Genomic DNA, 21,844 nt, shown 5'->3' with positions numbered 1-21,844 from the left:
ATGAAACGGATACTTGGCGTACTGCTGGCCGGCGTGCTGCTTCTTAGCGGCTGCGGGCAGTGGCAGAAGAGCCAGAAGGAGTCGGCGTATCACCTGTACTGCCTGGACAAAACCGGCACAACACTGGTGCAGGAGCCGTATGAACCAAAAGAAGGAACGGATCAGAAACTGATCAAGGAGCTGGTTGACGCGCTGCAGGAGAAACCTGCCAGGGACGGAAACCAGGCACTTCTTTCCAATGGGATTTCCATCAAGACGTATACGCTGGAGAACGGGCTCCTTACGCTGAACTTAAGCGGAGAGTACGGGGAGCTTGCGCGGCCGCAGGAGGTTTTGGTGCGTGCAGGACTGGTGCGTACCTTTGTGCAGGTTCCGGAGGTGGAGCGCGTGACGCTCCTGATCGACGGGGATCCGTTAAAGGATTCCAAAGGACGCGAGATCGGAACGATGACGGCGGACAGCTTTCTGGAAAATTCCGGAAGGGAAATTTATCAGTATCAGTATGCGACGCTGACACTGTATTTTGCAAATGAAGCAGGCGACCGGCTGGTGAAGGAGACACGGCGGGTTCCGTACAGCACGAACATTCCGCTGGAGCGTGTCGTGGTGGAGCAGCTGATGAAGGGGCCGAAAGAAGACGGCCACTACGCAGTATTTCCTGAGACGATGAATGTCCTCAGCGTTACAACGTCTGACCGGATTGCCTATGTGAATTTTGACAAATCTTTTAAGGATTCTGCACTTTTGAATGTGGCGGAGCAGATTCCGATTTATGCGGTGGTGGATTCCATCACGGCGAACTGTAAGGTGGATAAGGTGCAGTTTTCCATCAACGGAGAGAGCGATGTAACCTTCCGTGAAACGATGAAACTCAATCAGTTCTACGAGGAAGACCTGTCTTATCTGGAGGAAAAAGATACATGAGAAAACGGCCCATGTGCCTGGCGTGTCTTGGATTCATGCTGGTGCTTGTGCTGCTGCGGATTGCGGGCGTGCCTCCTGGCACGCCTTTTTCTGACCCCCAATACGAAAACGAAGCGCAGCAGGGCAGGAAGGTGTGGATTGCAGGGACAATTGAAACGTATGAGAAAAAGAGCAGCAGCAACGGGTATGTGCTGCGCGGGGAGGGAAGCAAAGGGAAAATTTATCTGCTCGCAAAGCGGGGAGATCTGCCGGTCGGAGCCGCTGTGCGGGTGTACGGAACTGTAAAAAAGCCGGAAAGCCCGCGCAATCCGGGGATGTTTGATGAGAAAACATATTATGAGGGAAAAGGCTGTGCGTTCTACGTGATTTCGGAGCGGGAGGAAGTTGTGGATGCCGGGCGGTGGAATCTCGGCGAAGCGCTCCGGCTGGCGCGGGAGCGGTGCTGTGCCGTTTTAAAAGAAATGATGCCGGAGGAGGAGGCAGGTGTGCTTTCTGCGATGCTGCTCGGGGAACGGTCGGAACTCACGGAGGAGACGTATCTGGCGTATCAGCAGAGCGGTCTGCTGCACCTGATTTCCGTTTCCGGCATGCATCTGATGCTGCTCGGCATGGCACTCCGACGGCTGTTGATGGCGCTGCATCTGCCGAAAACTCCCGCGTCTCTGGCAGCGGCCGCCGGTATGGTGCTGTATGGCATGTTTACCGGCAGCGGAACGGCGACCGTGCGTGCAGTGGTGATGTTTGCGGTGCGGATGGGAGCTGTCGCAGTGGGAAGGACGTATGATTCCTTAAGTGCGCTCTCCCTTGCGGCAATTCTGATGCTGGCGGAAAACCCCTCGTATCTGGAGCAGAGCGGGTTCTGGCTTTCGTTTGGAGCAGTAACAGCCATTTCCGGGGTTTATCCGGTTCTGGCGGGGGAGAAGGCGGAACGGAAGAGACGCGGGGAAAAAACGGGGCTGGAAAAGCTTGCGGCGAAAGGGAAAGAGGCTGCGATGGTGTACCTTTCCCTGCAGCTTGTCATGATCCCGCTGCAGGCGTGGTATTTTTATGAGATTCCGCTCTTTGCGTTTCTGCCGAATCTGTTTGCAGGAGCTGTCATGACGGCGGTGCTGCTGCCGGGTGCTGTGGGGCTTCTGGCAGGACTGGCAAGCGTGAAAGCGGGAAGTGTTGTTCTGCTTCCGGCGCGGTTCCTGCTCACACTTCTGCGACAGATGACAGCGGCGGTCGCACAGATTCCGGGAAATGTGTGGATCTGCGGTCAGCCGGAAAAATGGCAGATGGCAGGATATGGAATCATTCTGACCGGTCTGCTGGTGATACTGTATGTGCGAAAACGAAAACGGGAGATGAATCCGGATGGGGCAAAACGAAAAGGTGCGCAGGCACGAAGGCGGGAGCGGATGCTCTTTGGTATTACCATGTTTTTTGTCTGTGTTCTGCTTTTTTACCGTCCCCGGGAGACGTTTTCCATTACAGCGCTGGACGTTGGTCAGGGCGATGCGCTGGTGGTGGAGAGCGGCCGTTTTGTGATGCTGAATGACGGCGGGAGCAGCAGTGCGTCTGCGATCGGGGAAAAAAGGATTCTCCCGTATCTGAAACAGCGCGGCATTGCCGCTCTTGATGCCGTTGTTGTCACGCACCCGGACGCAGATCACACGAACGGAATCCTCGAACTGCTGGAGCTGATCGGGGAGCAGAAAACGGCGCTTCGCATCCGCCATCTGTTCCTGCCTGTGTGGATGAAAGGAAGCGAAAAAGAAAATCCTTTTATTTTAGCCGCACAAAAAGCGGGAATTATGGTAGAATATCTAAAAAAGGGAGACGAGATCCGTGCAGGAGAACTCACCGTATCGGTGCTTCATCCGGGAGCGGGCGAAGACTATACGGGAGAGGAAAACGCCGGAAGTGTTGTGTTACAGCTTTCCTGCGGTGCCTGCCGCGCACTTCTGACGGGAGATCTGGAGGGAAGCGGAGAAGAAGAGGTCCTGGGGGCGGCAGAGCGGTGCCAGATTTTAAAGGTGGCGCACCACGGCTCGAGAAATTCAACGAGCGAGGCATTTCTGAACCGCATACAGCCGCAGATCAGCCTGATTTCCTGCGCGTGGCCGGGACGGTACGGCCATCCGCACCGGGAGCTTCTGGAGCGGCTTCGTGCCTGCAAAAGCCATATCTACGGAACACCGGTGGATGGAGCCGTGACAGTACAGCTGAAGCGTGACCGCCTGGCGGTTCACGGATACCGGTCGGATGTGGAATTTCCCGTCTCCTGAATGGTCAAAAGCTCCGGCTGCTGCGGCACTGCGCAAACGTGCTTCTGCCGGAACGAAAGAAAGAGGATGGAATGAAAAGCATTTTAGAAGATATCAAAACGCAGAATTTTAAGCAGGCCTACCTGCTCTACGGGGAAGAAGCCTATCTGAAGCATCAGTATAAAAACAAGCTGAAAAACGCACTGCTCCCGGAGGACGACACGATGAATTTCTCCCGTTTTGAGGGAAAAGGAACCGAGATTCCAAAAGTGATTGACCTTGCGGAGACGATGCCGTTTTTTGCGGACCGCCGTGTGATTCTGCTGGAAAATACAGGATTTTTCAAAAACAAAGCCGACGCGCTGGCAGACTACATGGGATCCTTGCCGGATTATCTGGTGCTGATCTTCGTGGAGGAGGAAGTCGATAAGCGGAACCGTATGTACAAGGCGGTGCAGAAGCAGGGAAGAGCAGTGGAATTTGCTCGTCAGGACGAAAAGACGCTGATGACCTGGGTACTCGGCATGATGAAAAAAGAGGGAAAAAAGATCACGCGCCAGGATATGGAAGATTTTCTGGAAAAGACGGGCACGGATATGGGAAATATCTCGCAGGAGCTGGAAAAACTGCTCAGCTATACGATGGGAAGAGATGTGATCACGCGGGCGGATATCGAGGCAGTCTGCACAACGCAGATTACGAACCGGATTTTCGAGATGATCCGCGCGGTAACGGAGAAGAAGCAGCGGAAAGCGCTCGATCTGTATCAGGATCTGCTGGCTTTAAAGGAGCCGCCGATGCGGATTCTCTTTCTGCTGGCACGCCAGTTCAATCTGCTGCTGCAGGTCAAAGAGCTGCTGGCAGAGCACTGCGATCAGGCGACGATCGCAAAACGGACGGGACTGCAGAGCTTCGTTGTGCGGAACTATATTCCCATGTCGCGCCAGTATGCGGCGGAGGAATTAAAAGCGGCGGTCAATGACTGCGTGCAGATGGAAGAGGACGTGAAGACGGGAAAAATTTCCGATCTGCTGAGCGTGGAGCTGCTGATTACGAAATACAGCAGGGCGGCGTAAGAGCAGAGTTTTCTATAGCAAGACCCGAAAATAATGCAAAAAAGGCAGTGCTGCAGAGCGCGAATTGCAAGGAACAGATTTGAAGGCGTACCGGTACAGGAAAACTGGCCGATACGCCTTGTTCTGTGTTTATCAAAAGATCTGTCGCGGCGCACTCTTTTGGTAAGCATAAAAAAAGAACCCAGCCACATGACGGTATGACTAAGTTCTCTTTGTTTTATATCTTTATTATGCGATTGAGTTTACAGCTTTGCTCAGATTGGATACTTTTCTGGCAGCGTTGTTTTTATGATAAACGCCTTTAGAAGCAGCCTTGTCGATGGTAGAGATCGCATTTACTAATGCAGCAGCAGCAGCCTCTTTATCGTTTGCAGCAACAGCAGCATCTACTTTTTTCATAGAAGTCTTAACTGCAGAACGGATTGCTTTGTTACGGTCTGCCTTTGTCTGATTTACCAGGATTCTTTTCTTTGCGGATTTAATGTTAGCCAAACTGTACACCTCCAATATTTTTAAAATTAATGTGATTTAAGGGATGTTATTCAATGGAACAGACACGGGCGCTCCACTGAAACATGCTTTATTATCCTATAATATTTCGCATGGTTTGTCAATACATATTTTTGAAAAAATTGCAAAAACTACAACAAAAATACAGGAGAAGGAGAAGAGTATGATAGGAAAGTATAAGATGCGGACAGACCTGGCGATGGAGAATCAGGAAAAATTTGAGCGGGACCATGTGGAGATCTCCGGGGTCGAGATTGAGAAGAAGAAAAGAAAGGCGGAAATTCAGACAACCATTGTAAAAATCACATCGGAGCATGGTGCAAAAATGATGGGAAAGCCGAAAGGGACGTATGTGACGATCGAAGCGCCGCTGCTTTTGACGGCAGACGAGGAGGAGAGCCGGAAAGCGGCGGAGGAGTTTTCCCACTGTCTGATGGAAATGCTGCCGGAAGCGTGCGGATCCGTTCTTGTGGCCGGCCTCGGCAACCGCGGCATCACGCCGGATGCGCTCGGGCCGGAGACGGTGGAGCAGCTCAACGTTACGCGCCATCTGGTGCGCACCTACGGAAAGGAGGGAAGGGAAGTGAGTGCCCTTGCTCCCGGTGTCATGGCACAGACGGGCATGGAGGCAGTGGAAATCCTGCGCGGAACGGCAGAACAGACCCATCCAGATGTGATTCTCGCCGTGGATGCCCTTGCCGCATGCAGTATTCACCGGCTGAACTGTACGATCCAGCTTGCCGACACCGGAATCTGGCCGGGCTCCGGCGTCGGCAACCACCGCAATGCCTTAAATCAGGAGACGCTCGGCGTGCCGGTCATCGGAATCGGTGTGCCGACCGTTGTAGGGGCAGGAACGATCGTCCACGATGCCGTCGCAGGTGTTCTGGAATCGCTGGAGGAGTCCGAGATGGATGAATTTCTGGGAGAAGTCATTTCACCGGCGCTCGAAAGCCTTTACGTGACGACAAAAGAGATCGACGAGATGGTCCGCCGCCTGGCCGGGGTTCTTGCGGCAGGTATGAATCAGGCATTTTCCGGGGAACTGTAACATATCATGAATATGGTGATAATATGTGGAATGCCAGGCGAAATGGACGATGGTTCGGATGGGGATGTCTTTTCCTGTCCTGCAGTATACTGCTGTTCCGCAGTGCAGCGGTTATCCGGAAAAATCATTTCTCAGAGGGGAAAGTTCTGCTGCAGCGGGCGGCGGCACAGGCGGAGCAGTTATCTGTGGATGTGATGATGCCGCTTCTTTTTTATGACGGAAAAGAGGACGGAAGGGGATGGATGGAAAATCTCCTCGCGGCAGTGCGGGATCAGATACCGGCGCTTCGGGCGGGAAGCACGGCAGAAAATACGCTGTCTGCCGGGACAGAAGCAGCGGAAACGGATACGGCGAAGCAGGATTCGAATCCGGGACCGGGAGCAGAAAGCGGGCAGACAGAATCGAAGGAGCAGGGAACTGAGGAAGATCAAAAGGATGAAACTCAAAAAGATGAAACTCAAAAAGATGGAATGGAAATCACGGAGCCGGAGGCGACTATCGAAACCGGCGGCGCACCGCGTGAAATCCTCTACCCGGAGGCCGACACGATTCAGGAGACAATTTCCCCTGACCTTCTTGCTGACCCGCAGGCGCTCCTGAACCGCTTCTTCGTTGTCGATCCCAACACCTCGGTCCTGCCGGGCGAGATCGACGGCAGCACTCTGCTCGGAAAAGATCTGACCCTGCCGGAAAATGCCGAAGGCCCGCAGATTCTGATCTATCATACCCATTCGCAGGAAACCTTCGCCGATTCCCGTCCGGGAGAAAGAGCGGACACGGTAATCGGCCTCGGTGATGATCTGCAGGAGCTTCTGGAAAAGCAGTACGGATACGAAGTGCTTCATATTACAGAGGCATTTGACATGAAAGAAGGCTGTCTCGATCGGAGCCGCGCCTACAACTACGCGGAGCCGGTCATCGCAGCGGCGCTGGAAGAACACCCGTCCATTCAGGTCGTGATCGACCTGCACCGGGACGGGGTCAATGGTTCAAAACGTCTTGTGACAGAAATCAACGGAAAGCCGACCGCGCAGATCATGTTTTTCAACGGCCTTTCCCGCACGAAAGAAAGCGGCGAACTGACAAGCCTGCCCAATCCGTATCAGGCGGAAAACCTTGCATTTTCCTTTCAGATGGAGTATGAGGCAAAACAGTATTATCCCGGCTTTTCGCGCTGCATCTATTTAAAAGGCTACCGCTACAACCTCCATCTCCGCCCGAGATCTGTTCTTCTCGAGGTTGGTGCGCAGACGAATACGGTCGAGGAGGTGAAAAATGCAATGGGGCCGTTTGCGGATATCCTGCATAAGGTTCTGTCGGGCAAAAGTCCGGCATCAGGCGGATAAATTTATCTTGCTTTTTTGAGTGGAATTTCGTATCATACAAAATAGACATGAGATAAAATTGATATTTAACCCGTGAAAAAGCAGGAGGAAAAAACTTGTCAGGAATAGATCAGAGTAAAATTCGTAATTTTTGTATTATTGCCCATATCGACCATGGAAAATCAACCCTTGCGGACCGTATTATTCAGAAAACAGGCCTTTTGACCGAGCGTGAGATGCAGGATCAGGTGCTGGACAATATGGATCTGGAGCGTGAGCGCGGCATCACGATCAAGGCACAGGCAGTCCGTACCGTATACAAAGCGGCCGACGGCGAGGAGTACATTTTAAATATGATTGACACCCCGGGCCATGTTGACTTCAACTATGAGGTTTCCAGAAGCCTTGCCGCATGCGACGGCGCGCTGCTCGTTGTCGATGCATCGCAGGGTATCGAGGCGCAGACCCTTGCCAACGTCTACCTCGCCCTTGACCATGACCTGGATGTGTTCCCGGTCATCAACAAAGTAGACCTTCCAAGCGCCGAGCCGGACCGTGTCATTGCAGAGATCGAGGATGTCATCGGACTGGAAGCGCAGGATGCTCCGCGGATTTCCGCAAAAACCGGCCTGAACGTGGACGAGGTGCTCGAGCAGATCGTACAGAAAATTCCGGCACCGGAAGGTGATCCGACGGAACCGTTAAAAGCACTGATTTTCGACTCCGTCTACGATGCATACCGCGGCGTCATCATTTCCTGCCGTGTGATGGAAGGAAGCGTGAAAAAAGGAACGAGAATCCGCATGATGGCGACAGGCGCTGTCGAGGAAGTTGTCGAGGTCGGCTACTTCGGCGCAGGCCGTCTGATCCCGTGCGACGAGCTCTCCGCCGGAATGGTAGGCTATATCACCGCCAGCATCAAAAACGTGCGCGACACCCGCGTGGGTGATACCGTGACGGATGCCGACCGTCCGTGTGCAGAAGCACTGCCGGGATACAAAAAAGTCAACCCGATGGTATACTGCGGCATGTACCCGGCCGACGGCGCACAGTACGGCGATCTGCGCGACGCGCTGGAAAAACTGCAGTTAAACGATGCATCCCTCTTCTACGAGCCGGAGACATCGGCAGCACTGGGCTTTGGCTTCCGCTGCGGTTTCCTTGGACTGCTTCACCTGGAAATTATTCAGGAGCGCCTGGAGCGTGAGTACAATCTGGATCTCGTGACGACCGCACCGAGCGTTATCTATAAGGTTCACAAAACCGACGGAACCGTCATTGACCTGACCAACCCGTCGAATCTGCCGGACCCGTCCGAGATTGATTATATGGAAGAGCCGCTGGTAAAAGCAGAGATTATGGTGACGACCGACTACATCGGACCGATCATGGAGCTCTGCCAGCAGAGACGAGGCCAGTATCAGGGAATGGAATACATGGAGACGACGCGTGCGATGCTTCATTACCATCTCCCGCTGAATGAGATTATCTACGATTTCTTTGATGCCTTAAAATCCCGCTCCAAAGGTTACGCGTCATTCGACTACGAGCTGCTCGGCTATGAGAGAAGCGAGCTTGTAAAACTCGATATCCTCGTCAATAAAGAAGAAGTGGATGCGCTGTCCTTCATCGTATTCGAGGGATCTGCGTACGAGCGCGGAAGAAAGATGTGCGAGAAGCTCAAAGAAGAGATTCCGCGGCAGCTCTTCGAAATCCCGATCCAGGCGGCTGTCGGATCGAAGATTATCGCCAGAGAAACCGTCCGCGCGATGCGCAAAGACGTCCTCGCCAAGTGCTACGGCGGCGATATTTCCCGAAAGAAGAAGCTGCTGGAGAAGCAGAAGGAAGGTAAGAAGCGGATGCGCCAGGTAGGAAACGTGGAGATTCCGCAGAAAGCCTTTATGAGCGTGCTGAAACTGGATGAAAATTAAGAAATAAAAATGAGACCGGCCTGTCGGCGCCGCCTGCTGTTGCGGGAGCGCAGGGGCCGGTCTTTCGATCGTACGGAGGAAAAGCAGAATGAATAAAAAAAGAAAACCACTGGAACTCTATGTGCATATCCCGTTCTGCATCCGGAAATGCGCCTACTGTGATTTTGTCTCGGGACCGGGCACGAAAGCAATGCAGAAGGAGTATGAAGAGGCTCTGCTGGCAGAAATCGATGCAGCGGAAGAGACGGCAGAAAGTGAAGTGATTTCCGTCTTTTTCGGCGGCGGAACACCATCCGCAGTGGATGCCGGAATGCTCGCCCGTGTGATGGAAAAACTGCGGAGCAAGTACGTTTTTTCAGAGGATGCTGAGATTACGCTGGAGGCCAATCCGGGAACGCTGGATGCGGAAAAACTGAAATGTTACAGGAAGAGCGGCTTCAACCGGATCAGTATCGGCTGTCAGTCGGTTCACGATGAGGAGCTGAAACGGCTGGGAAGAATCCACACGTTTGCGGAATTTCAGGAGAGTTTTGCACTGGCACGGGATGCCGGGTTTGCGAATATCAACGTGGATCTGATGTCAGGTCTGCCGGAGCAGAGTGAAGAGAAATGGGAAGAGAGTCTTCGGACGATCGCGAAGCTTTCCCCGGAGCACATTTCCGCCTACAGCCTGATCGTGGAGCCGGGGACCCCGTTTGCGGAGCAGAAACTGGATCTGCCGGATGAGGACACAGAACGCGAAATGTATGCCAGAACGGCGGAAATCCTCACAGAATACGGTTTTTTCCAGTATGAGATTTCTAATTATGCAAAGCCGGGCTTCGCATGCCGCCACAATATTGGCTACTGGAAAAGGACGGATTATCTGGGGTTCGGGCCTTCCGCGGCATCGTTATTCGGAAACTGCCGGTGGACGAACACGGCAGATCGATCTTTGTATCTGAAAGCGTGCGGAGCACTGGAAAAGATCCGTGAGGATGAGGAAATTCTTTCCCGGCAGGATGCCATGGAAGAATTTATGTTTCTCGGCCTTCGAATGACACAAGGGATCTCGACGGCGGAGTTTGAGGAGCAGTTTGGAAAGGAGATCCATGCCGTATACGGCGGGGTTCTGAAGAAATACGAAGCGATGCATCTTTTACAGGAACACAGCGGGCGCCTGGCTCTGACACGCGATGGGATTTCCGTCAGCAATGTGATTCTGGCAGATTTTCTGCTGTAAAAAGATGATAAAGAAATAGAACAAATGTTTGCATAACGCACGGCAGTGTGCTATAATGGGAGAAAACGAGACAAGATTCCTGTCCCTGTCCGGACAGGGATTCAAATTAATAAGAGGAACAGTTATGGCAGAGAAAAAAGAGTTTATCAGAATACGGGGAGCCAGGGAGAACAACCTGAAAGCACTGAATGTCGATATCCCAAGAAACCAGTTTGTTGTATTTACGGGCCTCAGCGGTTCGGGAAAGAGTTCGCTTGCGTTTGACACGATCTATGCGGAGGGCCAGCGGCGGTACATGGAGAGCCTTTCCTCCTACGCGCGCCAGTTCCTGGGACAGATGGAAAAACCGAATGTGGACAGCATCGAAGGCCTGCCGCCTGCTATTTCGATCGATCAGAAATCGACGAACCGGAACCCGCGTTCCACCGTCGGAACCGTGACGGAGATTTACGATTACTTCCGTCTTCTGTACGCGAGAATCGGTATTCCGCACTGCCCGAAGTGCGGAAAAGTCATCAGCCGCCAGTCGGTGGACCAGATGGTCGATCAGATCATGGCACTCCCGGAGCGGACGAAAATCCAGCTTCTCGCGCCGGTTGTGCGCGGCCGCAAGGGAAGACACGAAAAGGTGCTCGAACAGGCAAAACGCAGCGGCTATGTCCGCGTGATGATTGACGGCAGCCAGTATGAGCTGTCCGAGGAGATTACGCTGGATAAGAACCTGAAACACAACATTTCCATTATTGTGGACCGTCTTGTAGTCAAACCGGACATTGAGAAACGTCTGACGGATTCCGTCGAGAATGTACTGGATCTGGCGGACGGCCTTCTGGTGGTCGACACGATGGACGGAAATCAGCTCAACTTCAGCCAGAGCTTTTCCTGCCCGGACTGCGGCATCAGCATGGAGGAGATTGAGCCGAGAAGCTTTTCCTTCAACAACCCGTTCGGCGCCTGCCCGAGCTGTGCCGGTCTTGGCTACAAGATGGAGTTCGACGAGGATCTGATGATTCCGGACAAGAACGTATCCATTGCAGACGGAGCCATTACCGTGCTCGGCTGGCAGTCCTGCACGGATAAATCGAGCTATACGAGAGCCGTTCTCGATGCGCTCGCAGAGGAGTACGATTTTTCCCTTTCCACCCCGTTTTGTGAATATCCGAAAAAAATTCACGATATCCTGATTTACGGAACGAACGGAAAATCTGTCAAGGTGCATTACCGCGGCCAGCGCGGCGTCGGTGTGTACGATGTGGCTTTTGAGGGGCTGATCAAAAATGTGGAGCGCCGCTACCGCGAAACCGGATCGGATTCTACGAAACAGGAATACGAAACCTTCATGCGTGTGACCCCGTGCCAGGCGTGCCATGGCCAGCGTCTGAAACCGACATCGCTTGGTGTGACGGTCGGAGACAAAAACATTTTTGAAGTAACATCCCTTTCCATCGACAATCTGCAGGAGTTTATGCAGAACCTCGAACTCTCCGAACAGCAGCTGCTGATCGGAAAGCAGATTTTAAAAGAGATCCGTGCGCGAGTGAGCTTCCTCGCGGATGTCGGATTAAACTATCTGACCCTGGCGCGCGGAACGGCATCGCTGTCCGGAGGTGAGGCGCAGAGAATCCGTCTGGCAACGCAGATCGGCTCCGGCCTTGTCGGTGTCGCCTATATTCTCGACGAGCCGAGTATCGGCCTGCACCAGAGAGACAACGACAAACTTCTCGCGACGCTGAAACACCTGCGCGATCTCGGAAACAGCCTGATCGTCGTGGAGCACGACGAGGATACGATGCGCGCCGCTGACTGCGTTGTCGATATCGGCCCGGGAGCCGGTGAGCACGGCGGAGAGCTGGTGGCGATCGGAACGGCGGAAGATCTGATGAAAAATCCGAATTCCATCACCGGAAAATACTTGAGCGGAGAGCTGAAAATTCCGGTTCCGTCCGAGCGCAGAAAGCCGACGGGCTGGCTGAAGGTAGTCGGAGCAAAAGAGCACAATCTGAAAAATATCAACGTGAATTTCCCGCTCGGTGTCATGACCTGCGTGACCGGAGTCTCCGGATCGGGAAAGAGTTCCCTTGTCAATGAAATTCTGTACAAACGGCTGGCAAGAGATCTGAACCGTGCGCGGACGATTCCGGGTGCACACAAAGACATCATCGGTATGGAACAGCTTGATAAGGTCATCGACATCGACCAGTCCCCGATCGGAAGAACACCGCGTTCCAATCCGGCAACGTACACAGGTCTGTTCGATCAGATCCGCGATCTGTTTGCGGCAACGCAGGATGCCAAGGCACGCGGCTACAAGAAGGGACGCTTCAGCTTCAATGTGAAGGGCGGCCGGTGCGAGGCCTGCGGCGGCGACGGTATCCTGAAGATCGAAATGCACTTCCTGCCGGATGTCTATGTGCCGTGTGAGGTCTGCCATGGAAAACGGTACAACCGTGAGACACTGGAAGTCAAATATAAAGGAAAGAGCATCTACGATGTGCTGAATATGACGGTCGAGGAGGCACTGGAATTCTTCCGGCCGGTACCGTCGATTTTCCGAAAATTACAGACCCTGTACGATGTCGGCCTTTCCTACATCCGCCTCGGCCAGCCGTCCACCACGCTGTCCGGCGGAGAAGCGCAGCGTATCAAGCTCGCAGCAGAGCTGAGCCGCCGCGGCACGGGAAAAACGATCTACATTCTCGACGAGCCGACGACGGGACTTCATTTTGCGGATGTCCACAAACTGGTGGAGATTCTGCACCGCCTGTCCGAGGGCGGAAATACCGTCGTTGTCATCGAGCACAATCTGGATGTTATCAAGACGGCAGACTATATTATTGATATCGGACCGGAGGGCGGAGACGGCGGCGGAACCGTGATTGCGTGCGGAACGCCGGAAGAAGTGGCCAAGAGCCCGGTATCCTACACCGGAAAATATGTCGAAAAATATCTCTAAAAAATCCTTTCCATTTTAAAAGGGATTGTATATAATAAGAAGCGGGTTGGGTTCAGAACACATTCGATCCTTTTGTGTTTCGGGTGTTTTGAACCCGAACTTATTCTATACAAATTTCAAACAGATTAAAATAAAGAAAAATAAAAGAGAACAGGAAAGGGGATTACTATGGCTGCAACGACCGATATCGGAATTGATCTGGGGACGTCCAGCATCCTGGTCTATGCCAAGGGAAAAGGCATTGTATTAAAGGAGCCGTCCGTAGTTGCGTATGATAAAGATGCAGATAAAGTACGGGCAATTGGAGAAGAAGCGCGTCAGATGATTGGACGGACACCGGGCAATATTATGGCGGTCCGGCCCATGCGGCAGGGCGTGATCACGGACTTTCTGATCACCGAGCGCATGCTGCGCTACTTTATCCAGAAGGCAATGGGAAGAAGAGCATTCCGGAAACCGAGAATCAGTATCTGTGTGCCGTCCGGTGTGACGGAAGTAGAGCGGAAGGCTGTGGAGGAGGCAACGTACCAGGCGGGAGCCCGGGAAGTGCTGATCGTGCCGGAGCCGGTGGCAGCGGCAATCGGATCAGGAATTGACATTACGAAACCATGTGGAAATATGATTGTGGACATCGGCGGAGGCACGACGGATATCGCTGTGATCTCGCTTGCGGGAACCGTTGTTTCCAATTCGGTCAAGATTTCCGGTGAGACATTTGACCAGGATATCATCCGCTATGTACGGAAAACATACAACGTATTTATCGGAGAACAGACCGCAGAGGCAGTGAAAATCCGCATCGGTTCTGCTTATCCGCGGGCCGAGGAAAAAACGATGGAGATCAAGGGAAGAAACGTCATCACCGGACTTCCGGCGACGATTACGGTTTCCTCCGACGAAATCCGAGGTGCCCTTGCCCAGACGACAAACCAGATTGCGGATGCAATCTGTGCCGTGCTGGAAAAAACGCCGCCGGAACTGGCATCCGATGTTTCCGACCGCGGCATTATCCTGACCGGAGGCGGCAGTCTCCTTGCCGGAATGGACGAGCTGATCCAGGAGCGGACCGGCATCAATACCGTGACAGCAGAAAATCCGGCGAGCGTCGTTGCGCTTGGAACCGGCCAGTACCGCGAAGTGATGAATGAATTTGAAAGCCAGTTTTGATAAAAGATGAGTGAAAAAGAAAAAGTAGAAGGCTACGTAGAACACATTATTTTCCGAAATGAGGAGAACGGCTATACCGTCCTGAATCTGAGCATGAAGGGGCGCGGGCTGACATGCGTCGGCACGCTTCCGATGATCGGAGAGGGCGAGCTGATCGAGGCTTCCGGAGATTATATTGAACATGCTGCCTATGGAAAGCAGTTCCGCATTGAATCCTATGAGACGAAAGTCCCACAGGATTCTGTTGCATTGGAGCGGTATCTCGGTTCCGGTGCGATCAAAGGAGTCGGTGCGGCGCTGGCGGCAAGAATTGTGCGCCGCTTCGGTGACGATACGCTTCGGATCATCGAGGAAGAGCCGGAGCGCCTCGCGGAGGTAAAGGGAATCAGCGAGCGGAAAGCGCGTGAAATTGCACAGCAGGTGGCAGAAAAAGCCGAAATGCAGAATGCGATGATTTTCCTCTCGGGATATGGCATTGCGCTGAATCTCGGTGCAAAGATTTATCAGCAGTACGGGGACAATGTGTACCGGATTTTAAAGGAAAACCCGTATAAAATGGCGGAAGATATCGCAGGCGTGGGATTTCGGACGGCGGATGAGATCGCCGGAAAAATCGGGATTGCCGTGGACAGCGAATTCCGCATCAAAAGCGGTCTTTCGTATGTGCTGAATCAGGCGACGGCAGAAGGCCATGTCTATCTGCCGGAACCGGTGCTGCTTCGGAGAGGGCAGGAACTTCTCGGCGTAGAACCGGAGCGGATGCAGAAATATCTGCAGGATATGGCAATCGACAAAAAAGCGGTCATCCGCGAGCTCCCGGCCGAACGGGAAGGGGATGAGCCGCTGCGGATTGTGTACGCCAGCCAGTATTATTATCTGGAACTGAGTACGGCGCGCATGCTGCATGAACTGAATATTACATGTGAGGAAGACCGTGAGGCAATCGAAAAGCGGAGCGGAAAGATCGAGAAAAAATATCAGATTGAGCTGGATGAGATGCAGAAGACGGCAGTCGTTGAGGCGGCATGCAGCGGTCTTATGATCCTGACCGGAGGTCCCGGAACCGGAAAAACGACGACCATCAATGCGATGATCCATTATTTTGAGGCAGAAGGCCTCGACATTTTCCTGGCAGCGCCGACCGGAAGAGCGGCGAAACGAATGACAGAGGCAACTGGCTGTGAGGCATGCACGATCCACCGTCTTCTGGAACTGACGGGAAATGTGGATGACTCCTCGGCAAATGTGCATTTTGAGCGGAACGCAGATAATCCGCTCGACGCGGATGTCATCATCATTGATGAGATGTCGATGGTTGATATCCACCTGATGCATGCCCTTCTTTCCGCAATTGTGCCGGGAACAAGGCTGATCCTGGTGGGAGACCAGAACCAGCTTCCAAGTGTCGGCCCGGGCAGTGTCCTCCGGGATCTGATCCGTTCGGAATGCTTTCCGATTGTCTGCCTGACGCACATTTTCCGGCAGGCATCCCAGAGCGATATTGTTGTCAATGCACATAAGATCCATAATGGGGAAGAGGTTATACTGGACAATAAGAGCAAAGATTTCTTCTTTCTGAAACGGTACGATGTCAACGTGATCTGGAAAGTGCTGGTGACGCTGGTGTCCCAGAAACTGCCGCGTTATGTGGATGCCCGCCCGCAGGATATCCAGATTTTGACTCCGATGCGGAAAGGTGCACTCGGGGTGGAAAATCTGAATCAGATTCTGCAGAAATACCTGAACCCGCCCGCACCGGACAAAGCCGAGCGGGAAAATGGAGGTAATATCCTCCGCGAGGGCGACAAGGTCATGCAGATCCGCAACAATTACCAGATGGAGTGGGAAATCCGCGGCATCAACGGAATCGTGGCGGAGCGCGGTATGGGTGTATTCAACGGAGATCTCGGCATGATCCGGAGCATCAACCCGTATACCGAGGTGATCACCGTGGAGTTTGAGGAAGGAAAATTCGCAGACTATACGTTCAAACAGGCGGACGAGCTGGAGCTCGCCTACGCAACAACGATACATAAAGCGCAGGGAAGCGAGTACCCGGCGGTTGTGATTCCGCTGCTCGGCGGCCCGCGCATGCTGATGACGCGGAATCTTCTGTATACGGCCGTGACGAGAGCCAGAAAGTGCGTCACCATCGTCGGAAGTGATGTGACATTCCAGGCAATGATCGGAAATCATATCGAGGCGAACCGGTATACAACGCTCGCCAGAAGAATCCGGGAAATGCAGGAAGAAAACGCGTAAACACGTTTTTCCGGGGCATGGATGCGGCTGCATCCGGCAGAGTGGATAAGGGAAAGCGCAGGTTACATGAAAGAAAAAAACAAAACAGGAAACTGGCTTTTAAATGCAGTTTATCCGAGACGATGTCCCATCTGTGACGGACTGCTGTCACGCGAGGAGCTGTATCTATGCCGGAATTGTGTGGAAAAGATCCATCCGATTCTGGGCGCGCGGTGCAAAAAATGCGGGAAACCCGTGGGCAGTGAGGAAGAGTTCTGCCGGGACTGCAGCAGAACGAGGCACAGCTTCGACCGCGGTTTTGCGCCGTACGGTTACCACGGGGAACTCGAGGCTTCCCTGATGCGGTTCAAATATCATGAACGGCAGGAATACGCCGGATTTTATGCTCACGCGGCGTTTTCCTATGTGGGAAAGCAGATCCAGAGAAGAAATCCGGAGGTGCTCGTTCCGGTGCCGCTTCATCCGGCGAGACAGCGGCAGCGCGGCTACAATCAGGCGGAGGTATTTGCAGAAAAGCTGGCAGAAGAAATGGAACTTCCCATGAATGCCCGCCTGATCCGCCGTGTGAAAAAAACAAAACGCCAGAAAGAGCTTGGTCCCGCCGAGCGGCGGAAAAACCTGGAGGGAGCTTTCGCATTGGCAAAGCCGGGACAGATGAAATACTGCCGGATTCTTCTGGTAGATGACATTTACACAACGGGAAGCACGGTTGATGCCATTGCGTCACTGTTGAAAGTGAATGGAGCAGAACAGGTGGATTTTGTTTGTGCGGCAATTGTAAAATAGTGGTTACTGTTCACTCAGCAGTGAAACACTTGCTGTTTCGCTGCGTAAGAAAGTGATTCAGGTGTGAGCAGCCCTCCTTTTGCGAAGCAAAACTTTAAATGAGGGCAGCGAATGTTACAGTTCGCTGGGTACCAGTGAACTGTAACAAATAGTGTGTGAATATTTTGAGAATAGCTTTCCAATATCGGAAATATATGGTAAAATAAACATAATTTAGAACGGGAAGAGGAGACCAAGAGGCATGTTGGACGAAAAAAGGATTCGTCAGATGACAAAACTGGCTTTTTTCGAAAAAAAAGAAGAAAAAAATGCCTTACGAATCGGCCGTTATTTTCGGAGTGATTACATCGGAAAAGAGCTTCTGAAAAATTTTTTTCTGGCTTCCATCGGATACATTCTGGTACTTGCGGTTGCAGTCTTATATCATATTGAATGGTTGTTGGACGAGATAGACACAATCGACCTGCAGTTTGCAGCGGGGTGTCTGATCGCGTCCTATCTGTGTTTTCTGGCAGTCTATTCCATTGCCGTGTATGTGATCAGCACGATCCGTTACCAGAGAGCACAGAAAAAGCTGAAATGGTATGGAAAAGAGCTGGATGACCTGCAGAACATGTATGAGGAACAGGAAAAAAGCGGGAAGAAATCCGGGCGCAGGAGGAAGGAAACATGACAGTATTGATCGAACTGAAAGAAAAATTAAAAGAGTTTTACGGCTCCTGCAGCGGAATCGTACTTCCGATTGTGAAATTTCTGCTCGCTCTTGCTGTATTTCGTAGTATTAATTCCAATCTCGGCTATCTGAAGATGCTGAACAGCATGTATGTGGTATTGATACTGTCACTGATCTGCGCCATCCTGCCATTGAATGGAATGGTTTTCCTTGCAATGCTGGTGATCATTGGGCACTGCTTTGCACTTCACATGGTAATCGCGGGTCTTGCGGCGCTGGTTCTGCTGGTGCTCTGGTTTCTATATCTTCGCTTTGTGCCGAAGGATGCGCCGGCACTCCTTTTGACACCGCTCGCATTCTGGCTTCACGTGCCATCTGCCGTTCCGGTTGCCTATGGTCTTGCCGGTACGCCGCTCTCCGCATTTTCTGCGGCCTGCGGTATCGTTGTCTACTATATGTGCGACATGATTCATGGAAAGATGGAGCCGCTGATTCATGCGGCGGAAGCACCGGAGATCACGGCGGTCGTACAGGAATTTTTCAACGGCCTCTTCCGCAATGAGGAAATGCTGCTGGTTCTGATCGCCTGCGCACTGACCGTACTTCTTGTCAATGCAGTCCGCCACAGCAGTGCGGACTATGCATGGCAGATTTCCATTGTGGCAGGTTCGGTTGCCTATGCGGTTATTATGATTGCCGGAAGCCTGGCACTGGATGTACAGATTGCACTCCCGATGGTTCTGATCGGGGCGGCGGCCGGCTGTCTGGTTGGATTTGTTCTGGAGTTTTTCCTGTTCGGTGCAGACTACACCCGGACAGAATACCTGGAATATGATGACGACGATTATTATTACTACGTAAAAGCCGTTCCAAAATTCAATGTGACAAAGGCACAGCGCCGTGTGACTTATATTCGGAATGAAAAGAAAAAAGAACCGGATCTGACAGACGAGGAACTCGATGCTCTGGCAAATCTTGGACATACAGAAGAATCCGGGAACAGCAGGGATCTTGATGAGATCGAGGAAAAAGAAGAAATAGAAGAAATAAACGAAACAGAAGAAATTCAGGAAGAAGAAATTCAGGAAGAAGAAATTCCGCCGCTGGACGAGGGCGATTATCAGGATGTGGATTATAAGAGCATGCTGGAGGACACCTTAAAGGATCTTTAAAAGAATTTTGAAAATCAGAAGAAAACCGGCCGGGGGAAAAGAAAGGAAGTGACAGTGTGCGTGGCGTGTGGAACTGGATTGTCACAAGAACGGCAGACTACGGGCTGCCAAAACAAATTGAACTGATTGATATTGTGCAGATTCTGCTCATTGCATTTTTCGTCTATCACCTGATCCGCTGGCTGCAGAATACAAAGGCTTATACGCTGATGAAAGGTATTTTTCTGATTGGTGTCTTTGTCATCATTGCAAACGTGCTGAAAATGCAGACGATTCTGTGGCTGTTCGGAAACATCGGCGGGGCGGCGATCACAGCGGTTGTAATTATCTTTCAGCCGGAGCTTCGAAGAGTGGTCGAGCAGATTGGAGAAAAGAATCCGCTGTCTGCCATTTCTTTTGCGAGCGGCCAGGAGGAAAATGAACGGTTCAGTGACAAAACCATCAATGAACTGGTAAGGGCCAGTTTTGAAATGGGAGAAGTAAAGACCGGAGCGCTGATCGTCATCGAAAAGACCATCACCCTGGAGGAATATGAAAAGACCGGAATCCCGATTGACGGCGTTCTGACCAGCCAGCTGCTGATCAATATTTTCGAACACAATACGCCGCTGCACGACGGAGCTGTGATTGTACGGAACAACCGTGTCACGGCAGCAACATGTTACCTGCCGCTGTCCGACAACATGGATCTGAACAAGAATCTTGGAACACGCCACCGTGCAGGTGTCGGCATCAGTGAGGTGACGGATTCCTTTACGATTATTGTCTCCGAGGAAACCGGAAATGTGTCGTATGCTTCCGGCGGAGAACTCCACACGGCAGTAACACCGAGCGACCTTCGGGAGCAGCTTCACAAAATCCAGAAGCTCGCGAAAAAGCCGGAAGAGAAGAAAGGATGGCATATCCGCGGAATGCGTCAGAAAGTGGAGGGAGAGAAGAAATGAAAAAGAAAATTCTGGAAAAGATTCTGAACAATCTCCCTTTGAAAATTCTTTCTATCCTGATTGCCATTGTAATCTGGTACGTTGTGGTCAGTGTGAATGACCCGATTGTGAAAGAACGCTTTGATGTCCCCGTGCAGGTGACCAATGAAGCCTACATCGCAGCCGGAAAGAAAACATACCAGATTGCGGAGGAATACCAGACGGTCACCGTTACCGTCACAGATAACAACTCCGTTGTCAGCAGGCTGAAAGCATCGGATATCACCGTTACGGCCGATCTGACCCAGATTGTAACGATGGATACCAACCCTGTTTATGTGCCGATCAAGGCAACGTGCTCGATGGTAAAACAGGAAAAACTGAGCACGGTCACAGCGACAATCCCTGTGGAAATCGAAGATGTGGACAGTGCGAAATTTCCGATCACAATTGACGCAGGAAATACGAAACCGGCAAAAGATTACGAAGTGGGAACGATGACTTCCGATCCGGAGAGCATCACCATTTCCGGCCCGGCGTCCCTGATCAATAAGATCAGCAGTGTTGTGGCAAAAGTAGATGTAACCAATATGCGAAGCTCCGGAACCGTCACGGCGGATCTGATGATTATTGATAAAAACCAGGATGAGATGCCGGAATCCCAGATGGAATTTTTGAATTTCGACAACGGCTCCCCGCAGGTGGATGTGGATATTGAACTGTGGCGCCGTGTATCTGGTATTAAGCTGAGTGCACTGTACAGTGGAACTCCGGCAGACGGCTATCAGATTAAAAATATCTATACCACACCGGAGGAAATCACCGTTGCCGGATCCGAGGAGGCACTTGCAAAGCTGGCGGATGAAGGCAATACGATTGAAATTTCGGAAGACTATACCTCCGTTGCAGGACAGCGCTCCGATGTGGAGACGACGGTTGACTTAAGCGATGTTCTCGCCGATGTGACAGATCTGAAAGTATCCTCCAGTTCGTCTGCATCCGTTACCGTTCACGTAACGGTTATGCCGAATGAGAGCAGGGAATTTGAACTTGATGTCGATCAGATCGAGACGGGCAATCTTCAGTCCACTTATACCGTTTTGTATGATCAGACACAGCTTGCAATCCGCATTAAAGCATCGGACAAAAATCTGGCCAAATTAGATACTTCCCAGATCAACGCATCCATAGATCTGAATGGAATGGGTGTCGGGGATTACGAGGTACCGGTAAAAATCACACTGCCGGATGGCTATGAGCTCGTAGACAGTGTCAAGACAACGATTCATATCAAAGAAAAAGCAGTAGCAAATAAAACGACAGGAACAAATTAGGAGGGAAACCAATGGTAAGCGGAAAAGTGACCGTGAAAAATCCAACCGGCCTTCATCTTCGCCCGGCCGGAACCCTGTGCAAACAGGCAATGCAGTTTAAATCATCTATTACATTCCACTACGGAGATGGAAATACAGCAAATGCAAAGAGCGTCTTAAGCGTCCTTGGCGCATGCGTCAAATGCGGAGACGAAATTGAGCTGTTCTGCGAGGGAGAGGACGAGGAGGAAGCTCTGCAGTTCCTTGTCAATTCCATCCGGACGGGACTTGGGGAAGAACTGTAAGG

General features: G+C 52.0%; 17 protein-coding genes. 16 read left to right on the top strand and 1 reads right to left on the bottom strand.

The window, feature by feature from the left end:
• The 3 genes from ACY2VW_RS01125 to holA all read left to right on the top strand — a co-directional run bounded on the left by ACY2VW_RS01125 (window position 1) and on the right by holA (window position 4,249).
• The gene (locus ACY2VW_RS01125; protein ID WP_461876713.1) at window positions 1-924 is read left to right on the top strand and encodes a GerMN domain-containing protein; all 924 of its coding nucleotides are present in this window, start codon (window positions 1-3) and stop codon (window positions 922-924) included.
• Entirely contained in the window at window positions 921-3,194 is a 2,274-nt protein-coding gene (locus ACY2VW_RS01120) for a DNA internalization-related competence protein ComEC/Rec2 (protein ID WP_461876712.1), read from the top strand. The genes ACY2VW_RS01125 and ACY2VW_RS01120 overlap by 4 nt, the downstream gene beginning before the upstream one ends.
• A gap of 71 nt (window positions 3,195-3,265) precedes the next feature.
• The gene (gene holA / locus ACY2VW_RS01115) at window positions 3,266-4,249 is read left to right on the top strand and encodes a DNA polymerase III subunit delta (RefSeq protein ID WP_055227342.1); all 984 of its coding nucleotides are present in this window, start codon (window positions 3,266-3,268) and stop codon (window positions 4,247-4,249) included.
• A 228-nt stretch (window positions 4,250-4,477) separates the two neighbouring features.
• On the opposite strand, the gene rpsT is transcribed toward holA, so the two are convergent.
• A complete protein-coding gene (gene rpsT / locus ACY2VW_RS01110) occupies window positions 4,478-4,741 on the bottom strand; it encodes a 30S ribosomal protein S20 (protein WP_022462214.1) in 264 nt (87 codons plus the stop codon).
• A 181-nt stretch (window positions 4,742-4,922) separates the two neighbouring features.
• On the opposite strand from rpsT, the gene gpr reads away from it, so the two are divergent.
• From gpr to ACY2VW_RS01045, 13 genes are all read left to right on the top strand, one after another.
• Window positions 4,923-5,810: a GPR endopeptidase gene (gene gpr, locus ACY2VW_RS01105; protein WP_238033221.1), complete on the top strand. Its 888-nt coding sequence runs from the start codon at window positions 4,923-4,925 to the stop codon at window positions 5,808-5,810.
• 23 nt (window positions 5,811-5,833) lie between these two features.
• Window positions 5,834-7,156 carry a stage II sporulation protein P gene (locus tag ACY2VW_RS01100; protein ID WP_461876711.1) on the top strand — a complete coding sequence of 441 codons (1,323 nt, stop codon included), beginning with the start codon at window positions 5,834-5,836 and terminating at the stop codon, window positions 7,154-7,156.
• A 95-nt stretch (window positions 7,157-7,251) separates the two neighbouring features.
• Entirely contained in the window at window positions 7,252-9,066 is a 1,815-nt protein-coding gene (gene lepA / locus ACY2VW_RS01095) for a translation elongation factor 4 (RefSeq protein ID WP_022462217.1), read from the top strand.
• 88 nt (window positions 9,067-9,154) lie between these two features.
• Window positions 9,155-10,288: a radical SAM family heme chaperone HemW gene (gene hemW, locus ACY2VW_RS01090; protein WP_461876710.1), complete on the top strand. Its 1,134-nt coding sequence runs from the start codon at window positions 9,155-9,157 to the stop codon at window positions 10,286-10,288.
• A gap of 124 nt (window positions 10,289-10,412) precedes the next feature.
• Window positions 10,413-13,241, top strand: coding sequence for an excinuclease ABC subunit UvrA (gene uvrA, locus ACY2VW_RS01085; RefSeq protein WP_461876709.1), 2,829 nt, complete (start codon window positions 10,413-10,415; stop codon window positions 13,239-13,241).
• A 168-nt stretch (window positions 13,242-13,409) separates the two neighbouring features.
• Window positions 13,410-14,408: a rod shape-determining protein gene (gene mreB / locus ACY2VW_RS01080; RefSeq protein WP_118750274.1), complete on the top strand. Its 999-nt coding sequence runs from the start codon at window positions 13,410-13,412 to the stop codon at window positions 14,406-14,408.
• A gap of 6 nt (window positions 14,409-14,414) precedes the next feature.
• Window positions 14,415-16,670, top strand: coding sequence for an SF1B family DNA helicase RecD2 (gene recD2, locus ACY2VW_RS01075; RefSeq protein ID WP_461876708.1), 2,256 nt, complete (start codon window positions 14,415-14,417; stop codon window positions 16,668-16,670).
• Window positions 16,671-16,736: 66 nt separating this feature from the next.
• Window positions 16,737-17,456, top strand: coding sequence for a ComF family protein (locus ACY2VW_RS01070; RefSeq protein WP_461873667.1), 720 nt, complete (start codon window positions 16,737-16,739; stop codon window positions 17,454-17,456).
• 241 nt (window positions 17,457-17,697) lie between these two features.
• Window positions 17,698-18,129, top strand: coding sequence for a hypothetical protein (locus ACY2VW_RS01065; protein ID WP_461873668.1), 432 nt, complete (start codon window positions 17,698-17,700; stop codon window positions 18,127-18,129).
• Entirely contained in the window at window positions 18,126-19,301 is a 1,176-nt protein-coding gene (locus ACY2VW_RS01060; RefSeq protein ID WP_461876707.1) for a hypothetical protein, read from the top strand. Before ACY2VW_RS01065 ends, ACY2VW_RS01060 begins: the two co-directional genes overlap by 4 nt.
• Before the next feature lie 56 nt (window positions 19,302-19,357).
• Window positions 19,358-20,245, top strand: coding sequence for a diadenylate cyclase CdaA (cdaA, locus tag ACY2VW_RS01055; RefSeq protein WP_330410111.1), 888 nt, complete (start codon window positions 19,358-19,360; stop codon window positions 20,243-20,245).
• The gene (locus tag ACY2VW_RS01050; protein ID WP_461876706.1) at window positions 20,242-21,558 is read left to right on the top strand and encodes a CdaR family protein; all 1,317 of its coding nucleotides are present in this window, start codon (window positions 20,242-20,244) and stop codon (window positions 21,556-21,558) included. The genes cdaA and ACY2VW_RS01050 overlap by 4 nt, the downstream gene beginning before the upstream one ends.
• An 11-nt stretch (window positions 21,559-21,569) precedes the next feature.
• Window positions 21,570-21,842, top strand: coding sequence for an HPr family phosphocarrier protein (locus ACY2VW_RS01045; RefSeq protein WP_022462230.1), 273 nt, complete (start codon window positions 21,570-21,572; stop codon window positions 21,840-21,842).
• Window positions 21,843-21,844: the final 2 nt, after the last annotated feature.

Source organism: Fusicatenibacter sp., from assembly GCF_977045365.1.
Note: the sequence above shows the minus strand (reverse complement) of the source record. Positions and strands in the feature narration are given on the sequence as shown.